The sequence below is a fragment of the Gracilibacillus salinarum genome (assembly GCF_022919575.1).
Taxonomy (GTDB): domain Bacteria; phylum Bacillota; class Bacilli; order Bacillales; family Amphibacillaceae; genus Gracilibacillus; species Gracilibacillus salinarum.
Map to the genome: position 1 here is coordinate 3,595,224 of NZ_CP095071.1, position 22,430 is coordinate 3,617,653.

Sequence of the window (22,430 nt, forward strand, 5' to 3'; positions counted from 1 at the left end):
ATATGAGCGTTGAAGTCATTACTATTATTCTAGTACTGATCACCTTTGCCATTTATACGGGAATTGGCTGGTGGTCAAGGGTTAAGGATACTTCTAACTTCTATGTTGCAGGACAAGGTGTGCCGACAGTAGCAAACGGTGCTGCGATTGCAGCAGACTGGATGTCAGCGGCCTCTTTTATTTCAATGGCAGGGTTGGTCGCATTCCTAGGGTATGACGGTACGATTTACTTGATGGGCTGGACTGGTGGCTATGTTCTCTTAGCGCTATTACTTGCTCCTTATTTGCGTAAGTTCGGTAAGTTTACCGTGCCAGACTTTATTGGTGATCGTTTCTATTCCAATGGTGCACGTGCGGTAGCTGCTGTTGCTACGATATTTATTTCACTGACGTATATTTCTGGGCAGATGCGTGGTGTCGGAATTGTATTCAGTCGTTATTTACAAGTTGATATCGTTATCGGTGTTTTAATTGGGATGGCAATCGTTGGTTTCTTTGCATTACTTGGTGGGATGAAAGGGGTCACCTGGACACAGGCGATTCAGTATTTTGTCATTATTATCGCATTTTTAATTCCGGCGTTTGCGATTTCTTTTCAGTTAACAGGTAATCCCATTCCTCAACTTGCTTTAACGAGCAGTGATATTGTTGAGCGTCTGGGCGAGATACAAATTGACCTTGGCATGACGGAATACATGGCGCCATTTACCGATCTCTCGTTACTGAATGTGTTTATGATTACGTTAGCATTGATGGCAGGGACTGCCGGACTTCCACACGTAATCGTACGCTTCTATACGGTGAAAAGTGTACGTGCTGCGCGTTGGTCAGCGGTTTGGGCAATTATTTTCATCGGACTTCTATATTTAACGGCTCCCGCTGTTGGCGCGTTTGCCAAATATAATTTAATCGATACGATTGCGGACAAACCATTAGAAGAAGTGCAGAATATAGATTGGGTAAATAAATGGGAAGCAACTGGGCTATTGCAATTAGACGATATAAACGGTGATGGAACGGTTAACTTTACTGGTGGGGAAGATAATGAAGTTGTTATTGATGGCGACATTATCGTATTGTCCACCCCTGAAGTTGCGAAATTATCTCCTTTCATCATTGCACTGGTTGCAGCTGGAGGGTTAGCAGCAGCCTTATCGACGGCATCTGGGTTGTTAATTACGATGACAAGTGCAGTCTCGCATGATATCTATTACCGGATTTTTAATAAAAAGGCCTCGGAATCACAACGGTTGCTGGTTGGTCGGATGACGCTGCTGGCTGCACTGGCAGTCGCGGCATATGTCGGCATTAATCCGCCAGGCTTTGCCGGTGAAGTGGTAGCACTTGCCTTCGGTTTAGGAGCGGCCAGTTTGTTCCCGGTTATCCTCTTAGGTATTTTTGATAAACGAATGAATAAAGAAGGTGCGGTAGCTGGTATTATTACTGGTTTAAGCTTTACGCTGATCATGATTGGTGCTATTCTCTCTCCGTCGATTTTTGGAACGGAGCAACCAATTCTAAATAGCTTCTTTGGTATTAATGCCCAAGGTGTTGGGGTAGTGGGGATGGTACTTAACTTCATTGTCAGTTTTATTGTATCCCGTATAACACCAGAACCGCCTCAAGAAATACAGGAATTAATAGAAAATGTTCGTGCACCTGAGCTGGATGAATAATTAGCACTTGGTGCAAAGGAGGAAGAAAATGGATTGGACACTGGCTATTGCTGGCTTATTAGTGATTTTATATATTCTCCATCCATGGTTTACTATTCAAACGTTTCAAAAAGTGATCGGGATAACCTTTTTTCTAGAGCTCTTTTATCTAACAGGTCATTATTTAATGGCCTGGCCTTTTCCAACACCGCTTATACTTGTTCAGCTTTTTGTTGTGTCTGGGCTCGGGGTAGTGTTAGGCGTAGTCTTCTCACGGATTTGGCCACTCCCATTAGAAAAAGGATTTGAGCGGATCATCCGGACATTCCTGATCGTTATACCATCTCTTGGATTAGGAATGGGACTGCAGGTTCTTCTACAAGGAACCCAGCCTACTCAGGCGATTTATTTACTATTCGCCTTAGCAGCATGGCTCGGATCAGGAAGATTTGTACGTGAGGCTAAAGAAGTGCCGGTTCAACACAAAAGGGTAGAAGGCATAACTTGATATCGAAAGTTACATGTAGGAGTACAAATCGTTCAGGGTTTGTACTCCTGCTTTTATGGGTGTAACAGTGGGGGTCAAAAACCCCCACTGATCAAAGTCTCACTTTATATGCTGCTGTTTTTAATGTTAGAATACTATCAGAAAATGATCAGTAATCAATATAGAAAAGGTGGCATACATATGAAATTATTCTTTCGATCTATCTATTCGTTCTTCCTGTTTGTAGCAGGTGTCTTGCATTTTGTTCGTGAGCGCGGCTTCCGCCGGATTGTTCCAAAAATACTTCCCTTCAGGCGAGCGATCGTTTTAATAACAGGTGTTTTTGAAATAATCTTTGCTATCTTGCTCTGGGTGAAAAAAGGCCAGCAAATTACAAGCAAACTGTTAGCCTTGTTTATGGTGGCTGTCTTTCCAGCAAATGTGTACATGGCGGTGAAGAAAATATCATTTCGCCCGGGGGAAAAGGCAAATCCATGGGTCTTATGGTTGCGACTGCCGCTGCAAATTCCTTTGATTATTGGCGCGTTAACGTTGGGGAGGAGAGCAAAGTGATACTCCGCAACTGTTAATAAAAAATCCTGCCTTCTCCAACGAAATGGAAGGCAGGATTTTTTTATCATTATATAAGTATGCTAATACCGATGTTGTACAGGTCCGATATAAGTAGATGACTGAATTGGTGCAACAGCTTGCTGCCATAATTGCTGATTCAAACCGTACGTGTATGCCATCACTTCTGGTGGAGTTAAACGTAACAGGTCTGATCCAAGAATAACTTCTGGATTAGGGGCATCAAAGATTGCTAATAAATGAGTGTGATCTGTCAGTGCTATTTCGTAATGCCACCAGCCTTGAGGGACATTAGCCACCTGGCCTGGCGTTATTTGGAATTGCATTAGTTGCTTTGTATCTGGATTCAATATTGCTACCAGTGCAGAGCCGCTGATGCAATAGACCAATTCAGAAGCATTTTGATGATAATGTGGTTCTACAATATGCTGATTGCTTAAGAAAATATCTAATAAGGATAAATTTTTTAAAGTGTTCATTTGCTTCTGACCGACAATGTTAATGTAGTTCTGATTATCTTGGACAAAAAAAGGACTATCATTGACATCAAACGTAAATTGTAATGCTTTTTGTTGATCATGCATGTTTTTTCCCACCTTTCCGTATAAATTATGCGAATGCCCAGAAATTGTTCTTCCTTTTCTCCACTCCTGTACACACACCTATAGGTAAATCGAATACGCTAGGTATAAAGTGTGCGGAAGCAAAATAGAGCTCTCTTTTTAAGTATATTGAACATAGAAGGGGTGGGATGGGATGGAAAAGAAAAAATTTCTAGTGTTAGGACATCCTCGCAGTGGAACAGGGTTCACTGCAAAATTATTACGACAATTCGGGTATGATATTGGTCATGAATCAATGGGAGCTGATGGTATCAGCAGCTGGATGCTTGCTGTTGATGATTATCAAGTGTTTATTGATCCGAAAATCCGGAGACCCGATTTCGATTTTGATTATATTATTATGTGTGTGCGAAATCCGGTAGATATGATTAGCAGCGTTTATTATACAGAGAATTTGTCACCTTACAGTCTTAATTTCCGGAAGAAATATGTGAATGTCGATGGATTAAATAATATAGAAGTAGCTGTTAAAAGTGTATTGGAATGGTATCGTCTGATTGAAAAGCAGCGTCCTCATCTGAAACTTCGAATTGATCGCGATCCGGAAGTGAAACTGCATGCCTTTTTAAGAAGATTCGTAGATCCAGAGACAGCAACAATAGCTAAACTAGGGAAAGTGAATACACGCAAACATAATGAATTGAGTTTAGATGCCATTATCGAGCATTGTAATCCCGCCTTACGGGAAGAACTGCGAGCATTCTGTCATTTATATGAATACCGTCTATCTTTCAACAGGCGATAAAGGAGCTGCTGAACCATTATGATCATTTCACATAAGCATAAATTTATTTTTATTAAGACAAGAAAAACAGCCGGTACGAGCATCGAAATATCACTGTCGAGATATTGTGGTGACCAGGACATCATCACACCGATCAGTCCGAAAGATGAGAAAATAAGAAAAAAACTCGGCAAGCAGCCACAACATTACCATAAATTATATAACCATATGCGAGCGCAGCAGATAAAAAAGTTCGTTGGAGAGGAAATATGGAAGGATTATTATACGTTCTGTTTTGATCGGATCTATACAATTAATGATCAAGTATGTGTCGACAAAGTTGGCCGATTTGAGCATTTACAAGAGGATTTAGCTGAAATATGTGACACAATTGGTCTACCATTTGATGGATGGCTGCCTAATGCCAAAAGTGATTACAGGAAAGACAAACGACCTTATCGAGCCTATTACACTGCTGAACAGAGAGTTCTCATTGAGAAACAATTTGCCAAAGAGATTGCGTTGTTTGGCTATCAATTTTAAGTGTATACAAGGACAAAACGGATGTCGAGAAGCGTTCGAATGACCGGTAGAAGGGCTCAAACGGCCAAAACGGATGTCGAGAAGCGTTCGAATGTCCAATAGAAGGGCTCAAACGGCCAAAACGGATGTCGAGAAGCGTTCGAATGTCCGATAGAAGGGCTCAAACGGCCAAAACGGATGTCGAGAAGCGTTCAAATGTCCGATAGAGGAGCTCAATCGGGATCGTATCAGTGTTTCATCTACCGTAGTTACTTGATAATTCATCGGGAGTACCAAGTTTCGTTATCCTTCTGTTATTAATGGTGCAGGACGGACAATGATTTTATCAGCGCCTTTGGTAAGCCGTTCCCCACATGACGCAAAGAGATTTGTAGAAGGTATTCCAACGCATGAAACATTTCAAAATGATAAATAAACAGCTAGTTGACAAAATCCATATTATAGCTAGTTGTATTAGTTAAGGCCAGGCAGGTTTATGCCCGGTTTTCTTGTTTATTCCATCTTCTCTTAACAAAGACAGTCGTGATTCCGATCAGGGCGCTGAACAATAGGCTGATCCAAAAACCAGGGCGGATTGATTCGTCAAGTAGTGTGCCAGTAACGGCTACACCTATTAATAGAAGGCCAGCAAGATACATACTTTTTTTGATTATGTTTGTTTTCGGTATCAGGCGCCAGGCAGACAGAATAATAAACGTCCAATTCCCTAACAGCATGATGCCAGCTGCAGTGGTCATGTATTCATAAATACGATCAGGGAGCAATAGTGCAGTAATGACCGATGCTGCCAAACCGACGGAAGCTAGTAATAAGGAAGGAAGCGGCAGCTGTTTGAATGCTTTGGCTTTTTTGGCAAAAAATCGTGGTGCATCATTATCCTCTGCCATGGTTACTAACAACGTAACCACACCGAATAAAGCAGCTGTCAATGTTGAGAAGCCTGCTATAATGATTGCTCCGTTAAAAAGCGTAGCAAAAACAGGCCAAGTATACGCTGATAATACAGTAACGAAGGGGCTCTCATCGATTCGGAACTGACTGATGGGAAGGAGCCAGACAGCAAGCAAAAGTGATAGTGGATAAAGAATAGCAAGAATACCAAGCATCACTTGTCCTGTTTTGGGAGCATCATCTTGCTTCTTTAAACGGATTGTCATTAAGCCAATCACTTCGATTCCGCCAAAGGCATAGAGCGCATAGATCAAAGAGCTCCAGAAACCAATCATGCCATTGGAAAACCAATTCTCAGCAGGGACAGCAATAGTCGAACTGTCCTGCGAAAGTCCACCGGCTACTACGAAGATAGCAAAAATAATAAAGATTACGATTGCAGCGGTTTTTATTACTGCCAGTATGTCCTCGATGCGATCAAAACCTCTCGTCCCAAGAAGAATAACAGCGATAGCTAATGCAGCATAGCCGGCAGCAAATATCCATAACTCTATCTTTGGGAACCATTCTTTCGTTAATAGCGCTAGTCCGATCAATTGACTGCCCATTATCAAAATACTGGATATCCAATAATTCCAGCCACAACTGAAGCCAGCCCATTTTCCGAAGGCTTTTTCCGCATAATAACAGAAAGATCCGGCCTGTGGGTCTCTTGCCGACATCGATGCTAAGCAATGAAAGACGATATAAGTACAGGCTGTGGCGATAAGAAAAGAGAAGACAATCGATGGTCCTGTTAATTGAAGTCCGATTCCTGATCCAAGAAAGAAGCCAGTTCCTATCGTACAGCCAAGTCCAGTTAATACTAGTTGCCACCATGTAATCTGATTTGTTGCGTTCTCCATTTTGCATACCCCTTAACTAAATATGATTAGTATGAGGTAAGATGGCTTAAAATATAACGATGAGCGCTTGATAACCAAAATAAATGCCGAATCCAATTAGGGATAACCCTGTTACAATGGAAATAAGGGTCAACGTTCGCTGGGGCAGCACTCTACGTGAACCGCTTGAGACAATCGCCATTAGAAGGTCCCATGACATAATACCAATGACAATAGCTGTGCTGTACCACACTATTTGTTCTGTCTGATATTTTTCCATTGTATCGGCAAGTACTGAACCGTATATACCGAGCCAGAATAAGATCGATAAAGGATTACTAATGGATAAGAGAAAACCTGTGGTGAATGTTTTGCGCAAAGAATGTCTTTCTGCTTGTCCATCTAATTTATGAGAGGACATGATACTCTCGATCCCGGTGTATAATAGAACAAACGAGCCAAATAACCAAAGAAATGTTTTCGCAAATGGTGTTTCGAGTAAATGAACCATACCGAAATAAATGGCAATAATGAAGCATAATTCGGCTAGAATAGATCCGATTCCTAATATCCAGGCATGCAGAAATCCATTTTTAATCCCTTGATTAAACTGTGCCGCATTAACTGGACCAATCGGGGCTGCTAAGGATACACCTAATAATATATAACTTAGAAAAAGGGTCACAATGTTCACTCCTAATATGAAGAATAGCTTGTACTATTTTATTGGAGTATGAACCCAGATATGAATAAGAAGGAGAGATAATCGATGCAAGTAACAATGGAATGGACATATAAGACACCAAAAGGTACGAAAACAAACTTTTATTCGGAACAGCTTCATGCAAAAGATGCGTTAATGATTGCGGCAGATATGGAGAGATGGCAACGAGTAGAGTCGCTTGTGTTTGTTGATTACCGTGGAAATCGCTGGAGTGAGAAAGAATTACGGGCCTATACAGAAGAAATTGCAACAGAACCTCATGATATTACGGTCTTCTTTGATGGAGGATTTGAACTGGCTCAGTATAAAGCTGGATTAGGTTGTGTTGTCTACTATCATCAGAATGGCAAGGCGTATCGCTATCGTTTCAGCAAGTACCTGGAGGAAATCAATACAAACAATGAAGCTGAATATGCCTCCTTGTATCAATGTCTGGAACTGCTGGAGGAATTAGGCGTACACGATTTGCCAGTGACATTTAAAGGAGATTCAAAGGTAGTTATCCATCAGCTGGCAGGTGAATGGCCGTGTATGGAAGAAACATTGAATCGCTGGGCGGACAAAATTGAGCAGAAGCTTGAGCAAATGGGGATCGATCCCGTGTATCAAAGCATTCCTCGAAAAGCGAATAATGAAGCGCATAAGTTAGCTGCTAAGGCATTAGATGGAGTCGAGACCAATAGTACAATCGAAGTGTAACAGACAACAACGCTTGAATCAGTAGGATTCAAGCGTTTAATGTGTCCACAAATGCATATAAAGAATCTATATTCGTTAGATTTTTGTTACAAATTTCAGGGTTCTTACAAATATAATTTCCTTTTTTAGAATACATTCCACGCATTTGTCCTTTTTTCTTGACGGTAAATAGGGATACTTCCTCAAGGCCGTTGCAAATCGAACAAACCCCTTTTTGTTGTGATAATTCCTGATATCCTTCAATACCAGTAAATTTCCCTTCCTTCTTTGGTATCAGTATGCAAGTCTTTCCTGATCCTTTGTCTACCCAACGCCAATATACCATTTCTTTACGATCAAGCTCATCGATAGCTGGTGTGTGCAGTTTCTTTATTTTAGGGAAGGCTTTTTCCAGTTGCTTGTCACTAACAATGGGAAATGGAATTACATATTGCTTTAATTGCTGTAAAAAACGTCGCATATCTTCTTGGTCTTGAATAGCAGATAAGTTTGCGAGAAGTTGTTTTTGTTCTGGTGACGCCAATCGAACCGTGCGCTCTATTTCTTCTTGCGCCAACTCCTGAACAGCCTGAATCACACCTTGATCAATTGAGTTTGCTTGAGCAGAGACAGATCGATAGAGTTGTTGTTCAATATGATGATATTGATCTGGATATAGAAAACTTTCCAAAGTCAATTCCTCCTTCAACAAGTAATAGTATAACAAAAAGGAAGCAAAAAAATATGGCAAGAATGATGTACACTCATTCTTGCCATATCGCTCACATTCTCTTATATACAATTTTTTTAATGGTTTCTACTGATAAGCAATAGTTTTCCGATAAATGTAGCAAGGATTTTCCTTGTGTAAAGTCCGCTCGAATTTGTTTATTTCGCTGTTCATAATAGGCACGGTTTCCTGAACGTGATCCCCATTTATGTCGCTGATCTTTCTTAGGAATATATAAAGTTTCTCCTTGAACATACACCTGTATTGCTTGTAATAATTCATCAGGTAACAGTTCCTGCGCTTTTGTTCTCATTGTCGGCCAGCTCCTTAGATATAATGTCGCTAAGGGCAAAACTGGCGTAAGTAAGGCGATAGAACCTTACCCATACAAAATATCGCCTTAATTCTCCAGCTTTGCATGGGTTGGCAGGAATCCAGGCAATATGATTGTCATTGCCATTTCGTAACACCTCCACTCATGATCATTATACCCGACTGGAAGCTAATTTGCGTCCCTTTCTCAAAAAAATATTTACAAAACATTTACTTGACATCTAGCTGACATATTCGCCGTGTAAGATGATACATGTACCAGGAAGGAGGGCGGCAATATGCCAATTCATACATCATTTAATCCGATGGGCAGGCAAGAATTAAAGCACGCTATATCGGTAGCAGAATACCAAGTGTTAAGAGCTAAACTGACACACTTTATGAGAAGAGATCCGAATGCAGGGGCAGACGGAAAATATATGATTCGTTCCACTTATTTCGATAATTTTGATAATAAAGTATTAAATGAGAAAAAAGAAGGTTATTTGAATCGAGATAAATACCGCGTCAGAATTTATGGCAAAAACGATCATATTGTCAATCTAGAAAGAAAGAGTAAGAGAAACAATCTTACGTATAAATCAAAATGTGAAATTAGCAAACAAGAATATGAAAAAATGCGTAAAGGTGAAATTGCCTGGATGGAAGAAGATGCAAGACCATTAATCCGGGACTTATATTTCGAAATGCACTATCGACAGTTGAAACCAAAGTCTGTGGTCGACTATATCAGGGAACCTTATATTTATTCCTATGGAAATGTGCGTGTAACATTTGATTTGAAGGTGCAGACAAGCATGCATAACACCAACATGTTTCGCACAGATTTACCAATGGTCGATGTATTAGAACCTGATACAGTCATTTTAGAGGTGAAATATGATGAATATTTACCTGATGTTATTAAACATTTGCTTCAGTTGTCAGATACAAGACAAGAAGCATATTCCAAATATCAATTAAGCAGAATGTATGGCTAAAGAATAGGAGAGAAAAACATGATTTTTACAACAGCAACAGCAACATCAGCAACTACATCAACAACAACGAATTTTTCCGATATATTTAAATCAAGTTTCTTAGAAAACACGGCATCTTTTTCGATCGTCGATTTATTACTGGGAATGGGGATTTCCTTCCTAGTCGGATTGTTCATATACTTTGTCTATAAGAAAACGTTCAAGGGTGTCATTTATTCGCACTCATTCAACATTTCATTAGTAGTCATGACAATGGCGACTTCTCTGGTCATCATGGGAATCAGCCAGAACGTATTGTTATCACTAGGTATGGTTGGTGCATTGTCAATCGTTCGTTTCCGTACGCCGATTAAAGACCCGATGGATTTAGTGTTTTTATTCTGGTCCGTTATTGCCGGTATCTTAAGCGGCGCTGGATTCATTTTGTTAGCAGTGATTGGATCTGTATTGATTGGTGTGGTTATCGCACTATTCTCAAATAAAATCAAAGTAGAAAATCCATATTTACTAGTAGTAAAGTTCAACCAGAACACAGTAGGTAAAACAGTAGAGCAAGTGATTGGCAGTCATGTGAAGAAATATGTGCTTAAATCTAAATCTGTTATGCAAGACAATGATGTAGAAGTGACCTATGAAATTCGTGTGAAAGAAAATGATTCAGAGATTACGTCCAGTATTTCTGAGATAAATGGAGTTCGTTCAGCTGTAATGCTAAGCTATGATGGCAATTTCACAGCATAAAGAAGGAGGATAAGTATGGGCATCAATAGAAGAAGAAAAATTGTATTTCCATTAATCCTGATATTCGTATTCGTTATTGCTGGATGCAGTAACGAATCGAATAAGACGGAGATTGTGGAATCGGCCGAGACAACGGTTGATTATGATACAGAGGATGCATATACAGAGTGGTCTGAGTCAGATGCTACATTCATTGCATTCAGTGATCAGACTGCATCTGTGGATGATGAGAATAGCGGTGTTGTGGTGAATGACAACACCGTAACCATCCATACTAGCGGAACCTATGTATTAGAAGGAGATGCTAGTGACAGTCAGGTAATCGTGGATGCAGAGGATCAAGGGACTGTAAGAATTATTTTAAACGGTGTTTCCTTAACATCGACAACATCGGCACCTATTTTTGTAAAACAAGCAGATAAGACAGTGGTTTCTGTTGAGAAAGGGACAGAGAACACACTGACAGATGCCTCTGAATATGTGTATGAGGATGAAGATTCAGATGAGCCGAAAGCAGCGATTTACAGTAAGGATGATCTAACAATTAATGGTTCAGGTCAGCTAACGGTAAAGGCTAACTTTAATGATGGTATCACTGGAAATGATGATTTGAAAATAATTGGAGCAACGATCGCCATTACAGCTACAGATGACGGTATTGTCGGCCGGGATCTCTTCGCTATGAAGGATGCATCGATTACAGTGGATGCCGGCGGTGATGGTGTGAAGTCATCGAATGATGAAGATGCAGATAAAGCAAACATCGTATTAGAAAGTGGCACATTAACGGTTGATGCAGAAGGAGATGGTATTGCTTCTGAGAATACTGTCACTGTATTAGATGGTGAGTACAACATCGTCGCAGGTGGAGGAAGTCCAGAAACGATTGAAGCAACACAAGAATTCGGCGGTGGAATGGGCGGCCAAGGCGGCATGCAAGGTCAAATGCCTAATGGTGAAGACTCTTCAGGAGAAAGACCAGCACCTCCGGAAGGTTTCGAGGAAGGTGAAATGCCACAGTTTGAAGAAGGACAAGCACCATCTGATGGCGGACAAATGACACCACCTGATCAAGGAACGACTACAGAAACTCAACAAAGTGGAGACACACAGCAATCATCGCAGGAACAAGCTCAGACGAACGAGCAACAGCAGGGAACCAATGCGGAAAGCACAGAAAGCGCAGAAACAGAAGAAGATACACCAAGTACAAAAGGGATTAAAGCCGTTAATAGCGTAACGATTGCTGGTGGTACGATTTCGATTGATTCGAATGATGATGCTCTTCACAGTGATAAAGAGTTAACCATTACAAATGGAGATATCACCATCAATACAGGTGATGATGCAGTGCATGCTGATGAATCGTTAGCTATTAATGGTGGGAATGTCCAAGTTGACAAGAGTTATGAAGGTATTGAATCACAGGACATTACCATAACAGATGGTACCATTCGTCTGACGACAGCAGATGATGGCTTTAATGTAAATGGTGGAACAGATGAAATGGGTATGTTTGGTGCAAATCAAGGTCAAACTACAGAGCAGACTACAGATTCCGAGCAAACAGATGAGACGACAACAGAAACAGAAGAGGAAGGACAGTTACTGATTGAAGGTGGCTACATTTACGTCAATGCAGATGGAGATGGTCTTGATTCCAATACCTCTGCAAAAATGACAGGTGGTACTGTACTTGTATACGGTCCAACGAATTCTGGTAATGGTGCATTAGATTATAACTCTGCCTTTACAGTAGAAGGCGGAACACTTATTGCAGCAGGAAGCAGTGGTATGGCTCAAGGCGTGTCAGAAGATTCGGCACAGAACAGCATCTTGATGACATTCCCAGAAATGCTGGAGGCAAATACAACCGTATATGTAACAGACAGTAACGGAGATGTTGTCACAGCGGTTACTCCTGAAAAACAATTCCAAACCGTAGTGATCAGCTCACCAGACCTCAAGCAGGATGAAACGTATACCATTAATACCGGTGGGGAGATAACAGGTGACGCAACAGATGGATATGTGGATGATGCAACTGCAGAAGGTGGAACCAAAATCGTTGAATTCACCTTAAACAGTGCGATGATGTATTTAAATGAATCTGGTGAAACAGAACAGACTGGTGAAATGTTTGGTCCTGGTGGCGGTGGCGGCCAGGGACAAGGTCAAGGATGGGGACAAAATCAGAACGGAACACAACAGCAGCAGGAACAGAGTGAAGCAACGCAATAACATGCTAAGAGAGTTCCCATCTGTCAGAGCTATCTCACTACGGGTGGGGTAGCTCTCCTTTCTTTTTACAAACAGATAGATGGAATGTGATATGATAAAGGAAAGATCTAGAAAAAAAGCGGAGTTGAGTACGCATGAGTAAAATTCTAATTGTCGAAGACGAACTAGCGATAAGCAAAGTGCTCAATGCTTATTTGCAGAAGGTCGATTTTCAAACAAAAATAGTAATGGATGGCTCAGAGGCGATGGATGCATTTAATAGCTGGAGTCCTGATTTAGTCCTTCTCGATGTGATGCTTCCTGGTAAGGATGGCTGGCAACTACTAAATGAAATCAGGGAAGATAGCAAATGCCCAGTGATCATGCTAACAGCACTTGGTGATGTCAATTACCGGTTAGATGGTCTGAATGGAGGGGCTGATGATTATATAGCCAAACCATTTATCGGCGATGAAGTCATTGCCAGAGTGAGAGCTGTATTACGACGGACAGACAGCGAGGAATCTTCAATTAGAAAATTCGGCCATTTGCATATTGATCATGAAGCACACCGAATTTTACTTCATGACAAAGAAGTAGAGTTGACACCACGTGATCTTGCCCTACTTCTGTTTTTATCTGAAAATCCGAACAAAACCTTTACGCGAGACCAATTGATTGAACGAGTGTGGGGATGGGATTATGAAGGCAGCGATCGGGCTGTTGATTTGTCGATCAAACGAATTCGGAAATTGTTACAGGATTGGTCAACAGCAGAAGGCGAAATCAAAACATTAAGAGGGGTAGGTTATCAATTCAGTGTTTACCAAACATAAGAAAGTATCACTTCAACGTTACTGGACAACAAGATATCTGTTCACACTTGTGATTGGTCTCGCTGTGATTGCCATTATTTCAGCGATGTGGATTCGTCATACGACATTAGATAACCGGCTAAATATTATGGAATTCATGGCTGAAGAAACAGCTAGCCGAATTGCAAATATGAGCGATAATGGCACATTGCCTCCGGAATTTGAAATGCACCGCCTGCTTGATGATCCTGGTCGGTTTATGAACATGGAGAGTAATCCGACTATATATGTAACAGATAATGATGGTGTGATCGAAAACAGCAATTTACCACCAAGCTCCAACGGTCAGACGATTAGTCAGTCTATTATTGAGGATGAAGAAACGATTCAACTGATATCTCCAGATAGTGAAGATCTAGGCGATGTGTATATTGTGAAGAAACCAATTGAGACAGATGAATCACAGATTGGCTGGGTTATCTATGTGGAGACTAAAGCAAACCTGTCACAAGTAAATCAGGAGTACGGTCAATTATCGATTATGATTATCAGCTTATTATTGTTAGGCTGGGGGGCTATCTACTTCTTGTCAGGCAGATTATCTAAACCAATCAAGGAAGTAGCAAAAGCTGCCAAACAGGTTGAAAAAGGCAATTATCAAGTCCATTTTTCTAATCAGGCGAAAGAGGAAGAAATTGCTGACCTGATTCAATCATTCCAGGAAATGACCCAGAAGCTGGAGCATTTAGAAGCACTGCGTACAGAATTATTAGCCGGCGTTTCGCATGAATTAAAAACACCGGTTACTTCCATAAGTGGTTTACTGCGGGCAATTGATGATGGTGTAGTAGATGAGCAGGAATCCAAAGAATTTTTGAGAATGTCGATAAAAGAAACAGAAAAAATGAAAACAATGGTGGAAGATTTGCTGGCATTTAATAAATTTGCTGCCAATGCAGTACCGGTAACATTGGATACGTATTTAATTAATGATTTAGTGCAGGAATCGATCAATCTTTGGGCCAAAACACAACCAATAGAATTGTCTGTTGAAACGGTGCTGTTGGAGGAAGATTGTACAGTGGAAGTGGATCCTGTTAGAATTCAGCAAATTCTGACCAATCTATTAAATAACGCCGCACAGGCAATGAATGAAAAGGGTACTATTCTCATTAAGCTCCATCAACAAAACGATCAAGTTGCCATTAATGTAGTGGATAGTGGAGAGGGAATTCCACCTGAAGAGCAGCCTTATATTTTCGAACGTTTCTATCGTGGCACCAACAAAAAATATAAAGTCGGTGGACTGGGATTAGGCTTACCTTTCAGCAAAATGATTGCCAACGTATTAAATGGAGATTTGCTTTTAGTTAAAAGCTCTGAAACAGGAACAGCATTCCGTATTGTACTACCTATATCAGACCAGACCGCTAGTAACTAAACAGCTGCTAGCGGTTTTAAGTTTGATACAGCGGATTGCAATGCTTATGAACGAGGAAAAATGGAAACGTCATATAAAAGAAATAACGAGCTAGGCTGCTTCAAAGCCCCGCTCGTTATTTTTCTCTAACATTATGAATCCAAGCTTTATCTTGATCCATCATTTTCTTCGCTGCATAAATCGTTAAAAATTGAATGATGATGATGGGTAATCCCATTAAATCGGATACTACTTCAAGAGGAGCAAGTCCGCCGATTTGCATTAAAATCAAGGCAACGGTGGTAATAATGGCAGCTACGATAATGCGTAAGTTTCGCGATGGCTCCATTTTACTCATATCTCGTTTACTTGTGTATGCTGCGATCGTATAAGTAGTAGAATCTAATGTCGTTGTTAAGAAAATCATCGATACGATCACGAATGCAATAATCGCAATGCTTCCCCAAGGTAAGGTCATCAGAATTTCCGGGATAACAGTCATCGATTCTTGATTTTGCACCATATCAAGCACTTTTACGTCGCCACTTAGATAACGGTCGACGCCAAGTCCGCCAAGAATGCCAGTCGCTATCCATGATAGCATCGTTGGTGCCAATAGATAGGTAAGAATCATTTCTTTCACGGTACGTCCTTTAGATATTTTGGCGGCAAATATACTGTGAAGCATCGCCCATGTCGCACTGTAGGCAAACCAGAATACCATATGACTCTGCACATGTGTAGTGGATCCGGTGTTCAACGAATCTGTATAAAATGATAATTGTAAATAATTCTGCATTAAATGACCAACTGAATCTGTGAAATAGTCTAAAATAAAAATACCTGGTCCTGCGATCAATATAAATACGCCCAGACCTGCTGCTAAATACATATTAAACGTACTGAGTCGCTTAATCCCTTTTTCAATTCCTAAGTAGGCACTGACAGAGAAAAGTAACACCCAGATGATCGTCACAATCATCGTCAGACCGAACGTAACTTCCATATCCAGTAATGCTGATACATTGTACGTAATAATGGGGGTACCGAGACCAAGCGTTACAGCTGCACCGGATAATATACTAACTAAAAATAAAATGTCTAAGACTTTTCCACCAATACCATCCGTGAATTTGTCCCCAAAAATGCACCGGCAAGCTTCTGATATACGCATTAATGGTCTTTTTTTAACATGAATGATATAGGCCATTGCAGGTGCGGCCATAACGAAAATAGCGAAAACCTGAAAGCCCCATAAGAACATACTGTAGGCATTTCCCCACAATAATGCATCCTGTGACTCAGGTGAAACGCCGAATGGTGGATCCAAAGCGACCTGCGTCCACTGAATCATACCGGTCCGCATAATCGTAGAGCCAACGCCCATTGCAATCAATATTGACGCATACTCAAACATATTGAATTTTGGTTTTTCAGCCGGATTGCCGAGCACCACTTTTCCGTATTTAGAAAAGGATAAATATAATCCGGCTATTGTAAGAAACAAGGCGTACCAAATGTAGCCCCAGCTGAATACGTCTACAATTTTATCAAATATACTATTTAATAGTTCGAGAGATTTGGCTTCGTACAATGAGAAAGGAATGCAAATTCCAATAATAATAAGTAAGGAGGGAAGAAAAATCTTGTAATCAATTAAGCGTCCGCTCCAACTCGAAGGTTGTTTCATGACATCCACTCTCCTGTTTCTGTTTTTTCAGTATACAATTGTGGGATACCACGTATGTTAATTATTAAACAAAGAGTTTTCTTTCTTTTACAAAAGGGAAAAGGAGATAAATAACGAATAGAGAGGAACTAACTATGGCTACAACAATCACAGCAAAAATAATAATTGGATTCATTGCATTGATCATTGTCATGAGAGTGATGGGAAAGAAGGAGTTAACACAGATTACCCCGGTTGATTTCGTCTATCTCCTCGTACTTGGGGGACTGTTAGAGAATGCTGTTTACAATAGCACCGTCACATTCTGGGAAGTGTTATATTCTCTAGCTCTCTGGTCTGTTCTTATTTATGTCCTGGAACTACTTGTACGCCACTTTGAATGGCTTCGTCCTGTCTTGAAAGGCGAACCAAACATTATCATCAAAGATGGCATTTTAAATATAAAAAATTTAAAGAAAAACAAACTTGAATCAGAACAGCTTCGTTCCATGCTTCGATTGCAAGGTATTTTTTCTATTACAGAAGTGAAATATGCCATTCTCGAACCAAGTGGAGATCTTAGCGTCATGAGAAAGGAATCTGATGAGGCGGTGACTGCTGAGATGATGAACATTCAGCCAAGAGAAACATCGCTTACCCATTTAGTGATCGACGAAGGAGCAATCCAGAAGCGAACGCTGGACATGATTGACAAAGATGAAGAATGGCTCAGAAGTTTATTGAAAGAAAACGGGTATGACGATATTTCTAATATTTACTATGCAGAATGGTCGGAGACAGACGGGTTAATGGTCGATAATTGTGACTAACAGTATCATCACACGGTGATGCTGTTTTTTCATCTTCTGCAAAATCCGCATGATATGGTATACTAATACCAAAAAAGGTGTGTGCACGGAAATGGAAACAAAAAATCAGCAATTTTTTCACGAATTTAATGAGGCATTAGTAAGAGGGGAATCGGAAAAAATTCTTGCCAGTGTAACGGACGATATTGTCTGGCGAATGGTTGGCAATGAGACGATTAAAGGTATCGACATGCTCGCTCAGGCACTGGAAGGAATGAATAATGGCAATGACTTTGAACAGGAAACAGAGCATATGATTACACATGGCAAAGAAGCCGCAGTAAATGGTCTGATTCATTCTACTGACAAAAATGGTGACCAGCGTCATTACAGCTTCTGTGATATTTACAAATTAAACAAGCATAAGGATGGCAAAATAAAAGAAATTATCAGCTACGTATTGGAGATTTAGTCATGCGCCAATTATGGACATTCGGTATCGAGCAGGCGAAATCATGCGTATTTGCTGTGGTGATTTTTTCTGCGCTTGCGATTACGCAGGTCATGGATGTCTCCTTTATGTCGAGATATGATCTTATTCTGCTTATTTGTCTTGTCACACAGGTGCTGATGCTTGTGACGAAATTAGAAACATGGGATGAACTGAAAGTTATCTGTGTCTTTCACTTAATTGGCTTAGCATTAGAGATCTACAAAGTACATATGGGCTCGTGGAGTTATCCGGAACAAGCTTGGTCTAAGGTGTTTGGCGTACCATTGTATAGTGGTTTTATGTATGCCAGTGTGGCAAGTTACTTGTGTCAGGCGTGGCGACGGCTCGATGTGAATCTGGTGAAATGGCCGCCGACATGGGCAGTAGCTGCCTTGAGTGCTGCGATCTATTTCAATTTTTTTACACATCATTACATCTATGATTTTCGCTGGTTACTGAAAGCAGCAACCATTCTCCTATTTTTTAAAACGATCGTATATTTTCGGGTTAATTATAAGCAATATCGCATGCCAATGGTGATTGCATTTGTATTAATCAGTTTCTTTATTTGGATTGCAGAAAATATTGCGACCTTCTTCGGGGCTTGGCAGTATCCGGGTCAGGAAGTGGAATGGCAGCTTGTCCACTTCGGAAAAATCAGCTCCTGGCTGCTTTTAGTCATTGTCAGCTTTTTAATTGTAGCGATGTTGAAGCATTTAAAGGAGAAGAGAGAATAACCACATCATTTTTCAGAAAAGCACAAATAGAAAAAATCTATTTGTGCTTCACTCGCTTACGTTGATCAGAGATGTTGCGGGTATATATTTGCTCAATATATGCAACATATCCACGGGCTCCTGATCCATGTAATCGTCCTCAAAGCGTGCCGCATAAGAAGAACCAATAAGAATTAGGCTACACATTGTTATCCAGACTACGATGCCTAATGCAATATACAATGGTATCACCCTCCTTAACTATAAGGTAGGGGATGAAACGCGTTTCAGAGCAAGAACTTTTTTGAAAATCTTAAAAAAAGGTGAGAGTAAGCAATGGCAAATATTCGTGATATTGCAAAAATGGCAGGCGTATCGGTGACCACCGTTTCCCGTGTTATTAATAATCACCCCTATGTAACAGAAGAGAAAAGAGAAGCGGTCCAAGAGGCAATGAACAGTGTAGATTATCAAGTGAATCGTACAGCTGTTAATCTTAGCCAAGGCTCATCGAAATTAATTGGAGTAGTGGTACCATTTGCCAAACATCCCTATTTCGGGTTATTGATTGAGGGGATAACGGATCAAGCTGCAGAGCACCAGTATCATGTCTTATTAATTCAGACAAAGTATAACCTTGATCGGGAACAAGAAGCGTTGGATATGCTGAAGCACAAACAGATCGATGGCTTAATCATTTGCTCACACCAAATTGAACTTTCAGTTATCGAATCCTATAGTCGTTACGGGAAAATTGTGGTTTGTGAAAATGCAGCAGATAACCAGAATGTCGCTTCCGTATTTGTTGATCATTATCAAAGTTTTAATAATGCATTGAACTATTTGCATCAAAAAAATTATAAGCGAATTGGCTATTGTATCGGCAGAAATTCTGGTTCAAATAGTTATTTCCGCCACAAGGCTTACCAAGATTTTTTAGGGCAGCACCCGCAACAATCTTTTATTTTTGATAATAATTATTACTTTGAAGATGGCCAAACCATTGTGGAACAGATCAGTCATTTAAAAAGTAAGCCAGATGCACTGCTGGTCACAAGTGATGTAGTGGCAGCAGGCATTCTGACCGCATGCAATCATGCAGGAACTAAGGTGCCAGATGACTTGGCTATTATTGGTTTTGACAATCAGCCAATTGCTAAAATGATGGGAATAACGACTTTCGAAATTCCTCACACAACAATGGGAGTGAAGCTGTTTCAACAGGTAAGCAATCAATCATCCGCAGTGCAACATGAACAACTGCCGATTACATTAATTGAACGAAATACGGTAGGAAAAAGATAGAGAGACAATGTGGCAGTTTTCTGTATAGGAGATTGCTCAAGATGTGTTCAAACGGACAGGAGAGGTTGAGGCAGAGGTGGGATTGTCCGGTAGAAGTGTTTAAACGGACAAAAGAGGTTGAGGCAGAGGTGGAGTTGTCCGGTAGAAGTGTTTAAACGGACAAAAGAGGTTGAGACAGGGTAGGAGTTGTCCGGTAGAAGTGTTCAAACGGACAATGGAGGTTGAAACAAGGTAGGAGTTGTCCGGTAGAAGCGTTCAAATGGACAATGGAGGTTGAGGCAGGGTAGGAGTTGTCCGATAGAAGCGTTCAAACGGACAGAAGAGGTTGAAACCGAGGTGGAGTTGTCCGATAGAAGTGTTTAAACCGAGAAAAACATTGGAACAAATGCTGATATGACGTATAAGAGTCCGTGGAGAAAAGAAAGTCCCATCAATATTCCCTTTACTCATACACTTCCAAAAAATAGGTAAAATAAATGTCGCAGCGTATTTTATGATATAAGAAAAAGCCGACCATCGCACGAAAATTCGTGTGAGAGTCGGCTTTTATTGTGGCTATATCTTATTCTTCTACAACAAACTCAAATCCACCTGAGAATTTAACTTCTTTACCAATTAATACGCCACCAGTTTCAAGTGGTGCATTCCAAGTTAAGCCGTAATCTTCACGGTTGATTTTTCCTTCTACATCCGCACCTGCGATCGTATTACCTTGCATTGGATCTTTTGCTTTACCATTGTAAGTAGCAGTGAATGTTTCTTGATTTGTTACACCCTTAATAGTTAGGTCACCAGTGATTTTGTATTCTTCATCGCTAACTTTTTCGATGTTTTTGCTGACGAAAGTAATGTGTGGATGTTGTTCCACATTGAAGAAATCCTCTGATTTTAAGTGTCCGTTACGGTCGTCATTGTTAGTTTCGATTGATGCTACATCAATTGTCGCTTTCACACTTGCATTAGTTAAGTCATCGAAACTTCCGTTGAAATCTACATCAAAGCTTTGGAATTCTCCTTTTGCTTTAGATACCATCATATGTTTTACTTCAAAATTTAAAGCACTGTGTACTTTGTCTAAGTTTACGTTAGTCATTTTGAAAATTCCTCCCAAAAAATTAATAACTTACTTTATGTAACTAAGTATACAAATATTATTTAATTACGTCAAGTAAATAATTAATTTTATTTCTGTAATAAAATTTGCTATACTATTATTAAAGAGGTGAGTTTCATGGCTGATAAAGCAATTTGCCCAAAGTTTGAATCGGCATTGAATATATTAAATAAGCGTTGGACTGGTTTAATTATTTTCCAATTACTAGAAGGTGCACAACGATTTACTACGATCGAATCAGCGATTGGTATTAGCGGTCGTGTACTTTCTGAACGCTTAAAGGATCTTGAAAAAGAAGGCATTGTGATACGCCACGTGTACAATGAGACACCAGTCCGGATCGAATATGATTTAACGGAAAAAGGTCACGCTTTAAAACCCGTTCTCGAAAGTATCCAAACATGGGCAGACGGATGGATGAATAATCAATCCTTGGTATAAATTATTCCCAATATATTCTTTATTAAAACTGTGAAGTTGATGCTTCACAGTTTTTTTATGATCACAGAGGCATGAAGTTTGGTTCCTGTAATATGGATAATGAAAAGTGGATCTGACTGATTTTATGTACATTTTGATATATTATATCTGCTTAGCAAAGCTCCGGAAATATGCCCCGCGTCCTGTGGGCGAGTGGATGCAAAAGGATTTGAAATGCAAGAAGATGGAGAAATTCAAGCAAAAGAGTGATACACGAGGTTTCAACGCATGAAGAGTAGTGGACTTCATGTGTTGGGGGGTGCAAGCGACCGCTCAACGCATGAAGAAGAGGGAACTTCAGGCAAAAGGATTAGCAAGCGACCGCTCAACGCATGAAGATGAGAAAACTTCAGGCGAAAGGATTAGTAAGCGACCGCTCAACGCATGAAGATGAGAAAACTTCAGGCGAAAGAAGTAGCAAGCGACCGCTCAACGCATGAAGAAGAGGGAACTTCAGGCGAAAGGATCAGCAAGCGAACGGCCAACGCATGAAGATGAGAAAACTTCAGGCGAAAGGATTAGCAAGCGACCGCCCAACGCATGAAGAGGAGGAAACTTCAGACGAAAGAAGTAGCAAGCGAACGCCTAACGCATGAAGAAGAGCAATCTTCAAGCGAACCTGATAAACATCATCTGTCAGTTCATAGAAAAAGCCTGAATCTAATAAACTCCAGGCCTTCTTTTTAACACCTCAAAAAGATTTTAACGAAGAAGCAGCTTAGCGAAGCGAAAATTTAGAATATATCAAGTATAAGAAAAACATATACTCACTCTCATTAGCGAGATGAGAAAAGGAGCCAAAAGT

The 22,430-nt window shown here is 40.4% G+C and carries 23 protein-coding genes; 16 read left to right on the top strand and 7 right to left on the bottom strand.

The annotated features are described in order from the left end of the window. Window positions 1-2: 2 nt before the first annotated feature. From MUN87_RS16865 to MUN87_RS16875, 3 genes are all read left to right on the top strand, one after another. On the top strand, window positions 3-1,676 hold the full coding sequence (locus tag MUN87_RS16865) for a sodium:solute symporter family protein (protein WP_244741960.1): 1,674 nt from the start codon (window positions 3-5) through the stop codon (window positions 1,674-1,676). Between the two features lie 28 nt (window positions 1,677-1,704). After that, the gene (locus tag MUN87_RS16870; RefSeq protein WP_244741961.1) at window positions 1,705-2,163 is read left to right on the top strand and encodes a hypothetical protein; all 459 of its coding nucleotides are present in this window, start codon (window positions 1,705-1,707) and stop codon (window positions 2,161-2,163) included. Window positions 2,164-2,343: 180 nt separating this feature from the next. Then, the gene (locus MUN87_RS16875) at window positions 2,344-2,715 is read left to right on the top strand and encodes a DoxX family protein (RefSeq protein WP_244741964.1); all 372 of its coding nucleotides are present in this window, start codon (window positions 2,344-2,346) and stop codon (window positions 2,713-2,715) included. 80 nt (window positions 2,716-2,795) lie between these two features. Here MUN87_RS16875 and MUN87_RS16880 read toward each other — a convergent pair whose 3' ends face one another. Beyond that, window positions 2,796-3,317 (bottom strand): cupin domain-containing protein, encoded by a 522-nt coding sequence (locus MUN87_RS16880; RefSeq protein ID WP_244741965.1) that lies wholly within the window; start codon window positions 3,315-3,317, stop codon window positions 2,796-2,798. A gap of 172 nt (window positions 3,318-3,489) precedes the next feature. Here MUN87_RS16880 and MUN87_RS16885 point away from each other — a divergent pair, with 172 nt between their 5' ends. Then, complete coding sequence (locus MUN87_RS16885; RefSeq protein WP_244741968.1) at window positions 3,490-4,101, top strand: hypothetical protein; 612 nt, start codon at window positions 3,490-3,492, stop codon at window positions 4,099-4,101. An 18-nt stretch (window positions 4,102-4,119) separates the two neighbouring features. Continuing rightward, complete coding sequence (locus MUN87_RS16890) at window positions 4,120-4,623, top strand: hypothetical protein (protein WP_244741970.1); 504 nt, start codon at window positions 4,120-4,122, stop codon at window positions 4,621-4,623. A gap of 473 nt (window positions 4,624-5,096) precedes the next feature. Here MUN87_RS16890 and MUN87_RS16895 read toward each other — a convergent pair whose 3' ends face one another. Together MUN87_RS16895 and MUN87_RS16900 are read right to left on the bottom strand one after the other, a co-directional pair. Continuing rightward, window positions 5,097-6,419 carry an amino acid permease gene (locus tag MUN87_RS16895; protein ID WP_244741973.1) on the bottom strand — a complete coding sequence of 441 codons (1,323 nt, stop codon included), beginning with the start codon at window positions 6,417-6,419 and terminating at the stop codon, window positions 5,097-5,099. Window positions 6,420-6,465: 46 nt separating this feature from the next. Further along, the gene (locus MUN87_RS16900) at window positions 6,466-7,083 is read right to left on the bottom strand and encodes a LysE family transporter (protein WP_244741974.1); all 618 of its coding nucleotides are present in this window, start codon (window positions 7,081-7,083) and stop codon (window positions 6,466-6,468) included. An 84-nt stretch (window positions 7,084-7,167) separates the two neighbouring features. On the opposite strand from MUN87_RS16900, the gene MUN87_RS16905 reads away from it, so the two are divergent. Beyond that, window positions 7,168-7,821, top strand: a complete 654-nt coding sequence (locus MUN87_RS16905) for a reverse transcriptase-like protein (protein WP_244741977.1) — start codon at window positions 7,168-7,170, stop codon at window positions 7,819-7,821. Window positions 7,822-7,849: 28 nt separating this feature from the next. Here MUN87_RS16905 and MUN87_RS16910 read toward each other — a convergent pair whose 3' ends face one another. Continuing rightward, window positions 7,850-8,491, bottom strand: a complete 642-nt coding sequence (locus MUN87_RS16910; RefSeq protein ID WP_244741979.1) for a FusB/FusC family EF-G-binding protein — start codon at window positions 8,489-8,491, stop codon at window positions 7,850-7,852. 91 nt (window positions 8,492-8,582) lie between these two features. Next, complete coding sequence (locus MUN87_RS16915) at window positions 8,583-8,843, bottom strand: CD3324 family protein (protein WP_244741982.1); 261 nt, start codon at window positions 8,841-8,843, stop codon at window positions 8,583-8,585. A 298-nt stretch (window positions 8,844-9,141) separates the two neighbouring features. Between MUN87_RS16915 and MUN87_RS16920 the strand changes: the two genes are divergently transcribed. The 5 genes from MUN87_RS16920 to MUN87_RS16940 all read left to right on the top strand — a co-directional run bounded on the left by MUN87_RS16920 (window position 9,142) and on the right by MUN87_RS16940 (window position 15,060). Further along, a complete protein-coding gene (locus tag MUN87_RS16920; RefSeq protein ID WP_244741985.1) occupies window positions 9,142-9,843 on the top strand; it encodes a polyphosphate polymerase domain-containing protein in 702 nt (233 codons plus the stop codon). 18 nt (window positions 9,844-9,861) lie between these two features. Beyond that, entirely contained in the window at window positions 9,862-10,584 is a 723-nt protein-coding gene (locus MUN87_RS16925; protein WP_244741988.1) for a DUF4956 domain-containing protein, read from the top strand. Window positions 10,585-10,599: 15 nt separating this feature from the next. Then, window positions 10,600-12,825: a carbohydrate-binding domain-containing protein gene (locus MUN87_RS16930; RefSeq protein WP_244741990.1), complete on the top strand. Its 2,226-nt coding sequence runs from the start codon at window positions 10,600-10,602 to the stop codon at window positions 12,823-12,825. Between the two features lie 134 nt (window positions 12,826-12,959). Then, window positions 12,960-13,640 (top strand): response regulator transcription factor, encoded by a 681-nt coding sequence (locus MUN87_RS16935; RefSeq protein ID WP_244741993.1) that lies wholly within the window; start codon window positions 12,960-12,962, stop codon window positions 13,638-13,640. Continuing rightward, entirely contained in the window at window positions 13,624-15,060 is a 1,437-nt protein-coding gene (locus tag MUN87_RS16940) for a HAMP domain-containing sensor histidine kinase (RefSeq protein ID WP_244741996.1), read from the top strand. Before MUN87_RS16935 ends, MUN87_RS16940 begins: the two co-directional genes overlap by 17 nt. Window positions 15,061-15,175: 115 nt before the next feature. On the opposite strand, the gene MUN87_RS16945 is transcribed toward MUN87_RS16940, so the two are convergent. Then, on the bottom strand, window positions 15,176-16,729 hold the full coding sequence (locus MUN87_RS16945) for a BCCT family transporter (RefSeq protein ID WP_244741999.1): 1,554 nt from the start codon (window positions 16,727-16,729) through the stop codon (window positions 15,176-15,178). 134 nt (window positions 16,730-16,863) lie between these two features. Between MUN87_RS16945 and MUN87_RS16950 the strand changes: the two genes are divergently transcribed. From MUN87_RS16950 to MUN87_RS16965, 4 genes are all read left to right on the top strand, one after another. Beyond that, entirely contained in the window at window positions 16,864-17,538 is a 675-nt protein-coding gene (locus MUN87_RS16950; protein ID WP_244742001.1) for a DUF421 domain-containing protein, read from the top strand. Between the two features lie 91 nt (window positions 17,539-17,629). Continuing rightward, window positions 17,630-17,989 (top strand): nuclear transport factor 2 family protein, encoded by a 360-nt coding sequence (locus MUN87_RS16955; protein ID WP_244742004.1) that lies wholly within the window; start codon window positions 17,630-17,632, stop codon window positions 17,987-17,989. 2 nt (window positions 17,990-17,991) lie between these two features. Continuing rightward, window positions 17,992-18,747: a DUF817 domain-containing protein gene (locus tag MUN87_RS16960; RefSeq protein ID WP_244742007.1), complete on the top strand. Its 756-nt coding sequence runs from the start codon at window positions 17,992-17,994 to the stop codon at window positions 18,745-18,747. A 315-nt stretch (window positions 18,748-19,062) separates the two neighbouring features. Further along, complete coding sequence (locus MUN87_RS16965) at window positions 19,063-20,031, top strand: LacI family DNA-binding transcriptional regulator (protein ID WP_244742009.1); 969 nt, start codon at window positions 19,063-19,065, stop codon at window positions 20,029-20,031. 562 nt (window positions 20,032-20,593) lie between these two features. On the opposite strand, the gene MUN87_RS16970 is transcribed toward MUN87_RS16965, so the two are convergent. Beyond that, window positions 20,594-21,124 (bottom strand): YceI family protein, encoded by a 531-nt coding sequence (locus tag MUN87_RS16970; RefSeq protein WP_244742011.1) that lies wholly within the window; start codon window positions 21,122-21,124, stop codon window positions 20,594-20,596. A 138-nt stretch (window positions 21,125-21,262) separates the two neighbouring features. Here MUN87_RS16970 and MUN87_RS16975 point away from each other — a divergent pair, with 138 nt between their 5' ends. After that, window positions 21,263-21,586, top strand: coding sequence for a winged helix-turn-helix transcriptional regulator (locus tag MUN87_RS16975; RefSeq protein ID WP_244742014.1), 324 nt, complete (start codon window positions 21,263-21,265; stop codon window positions 21,584-21,586). Window positions 21,587-22,430 lie beyond the last annotated feature (844 nt).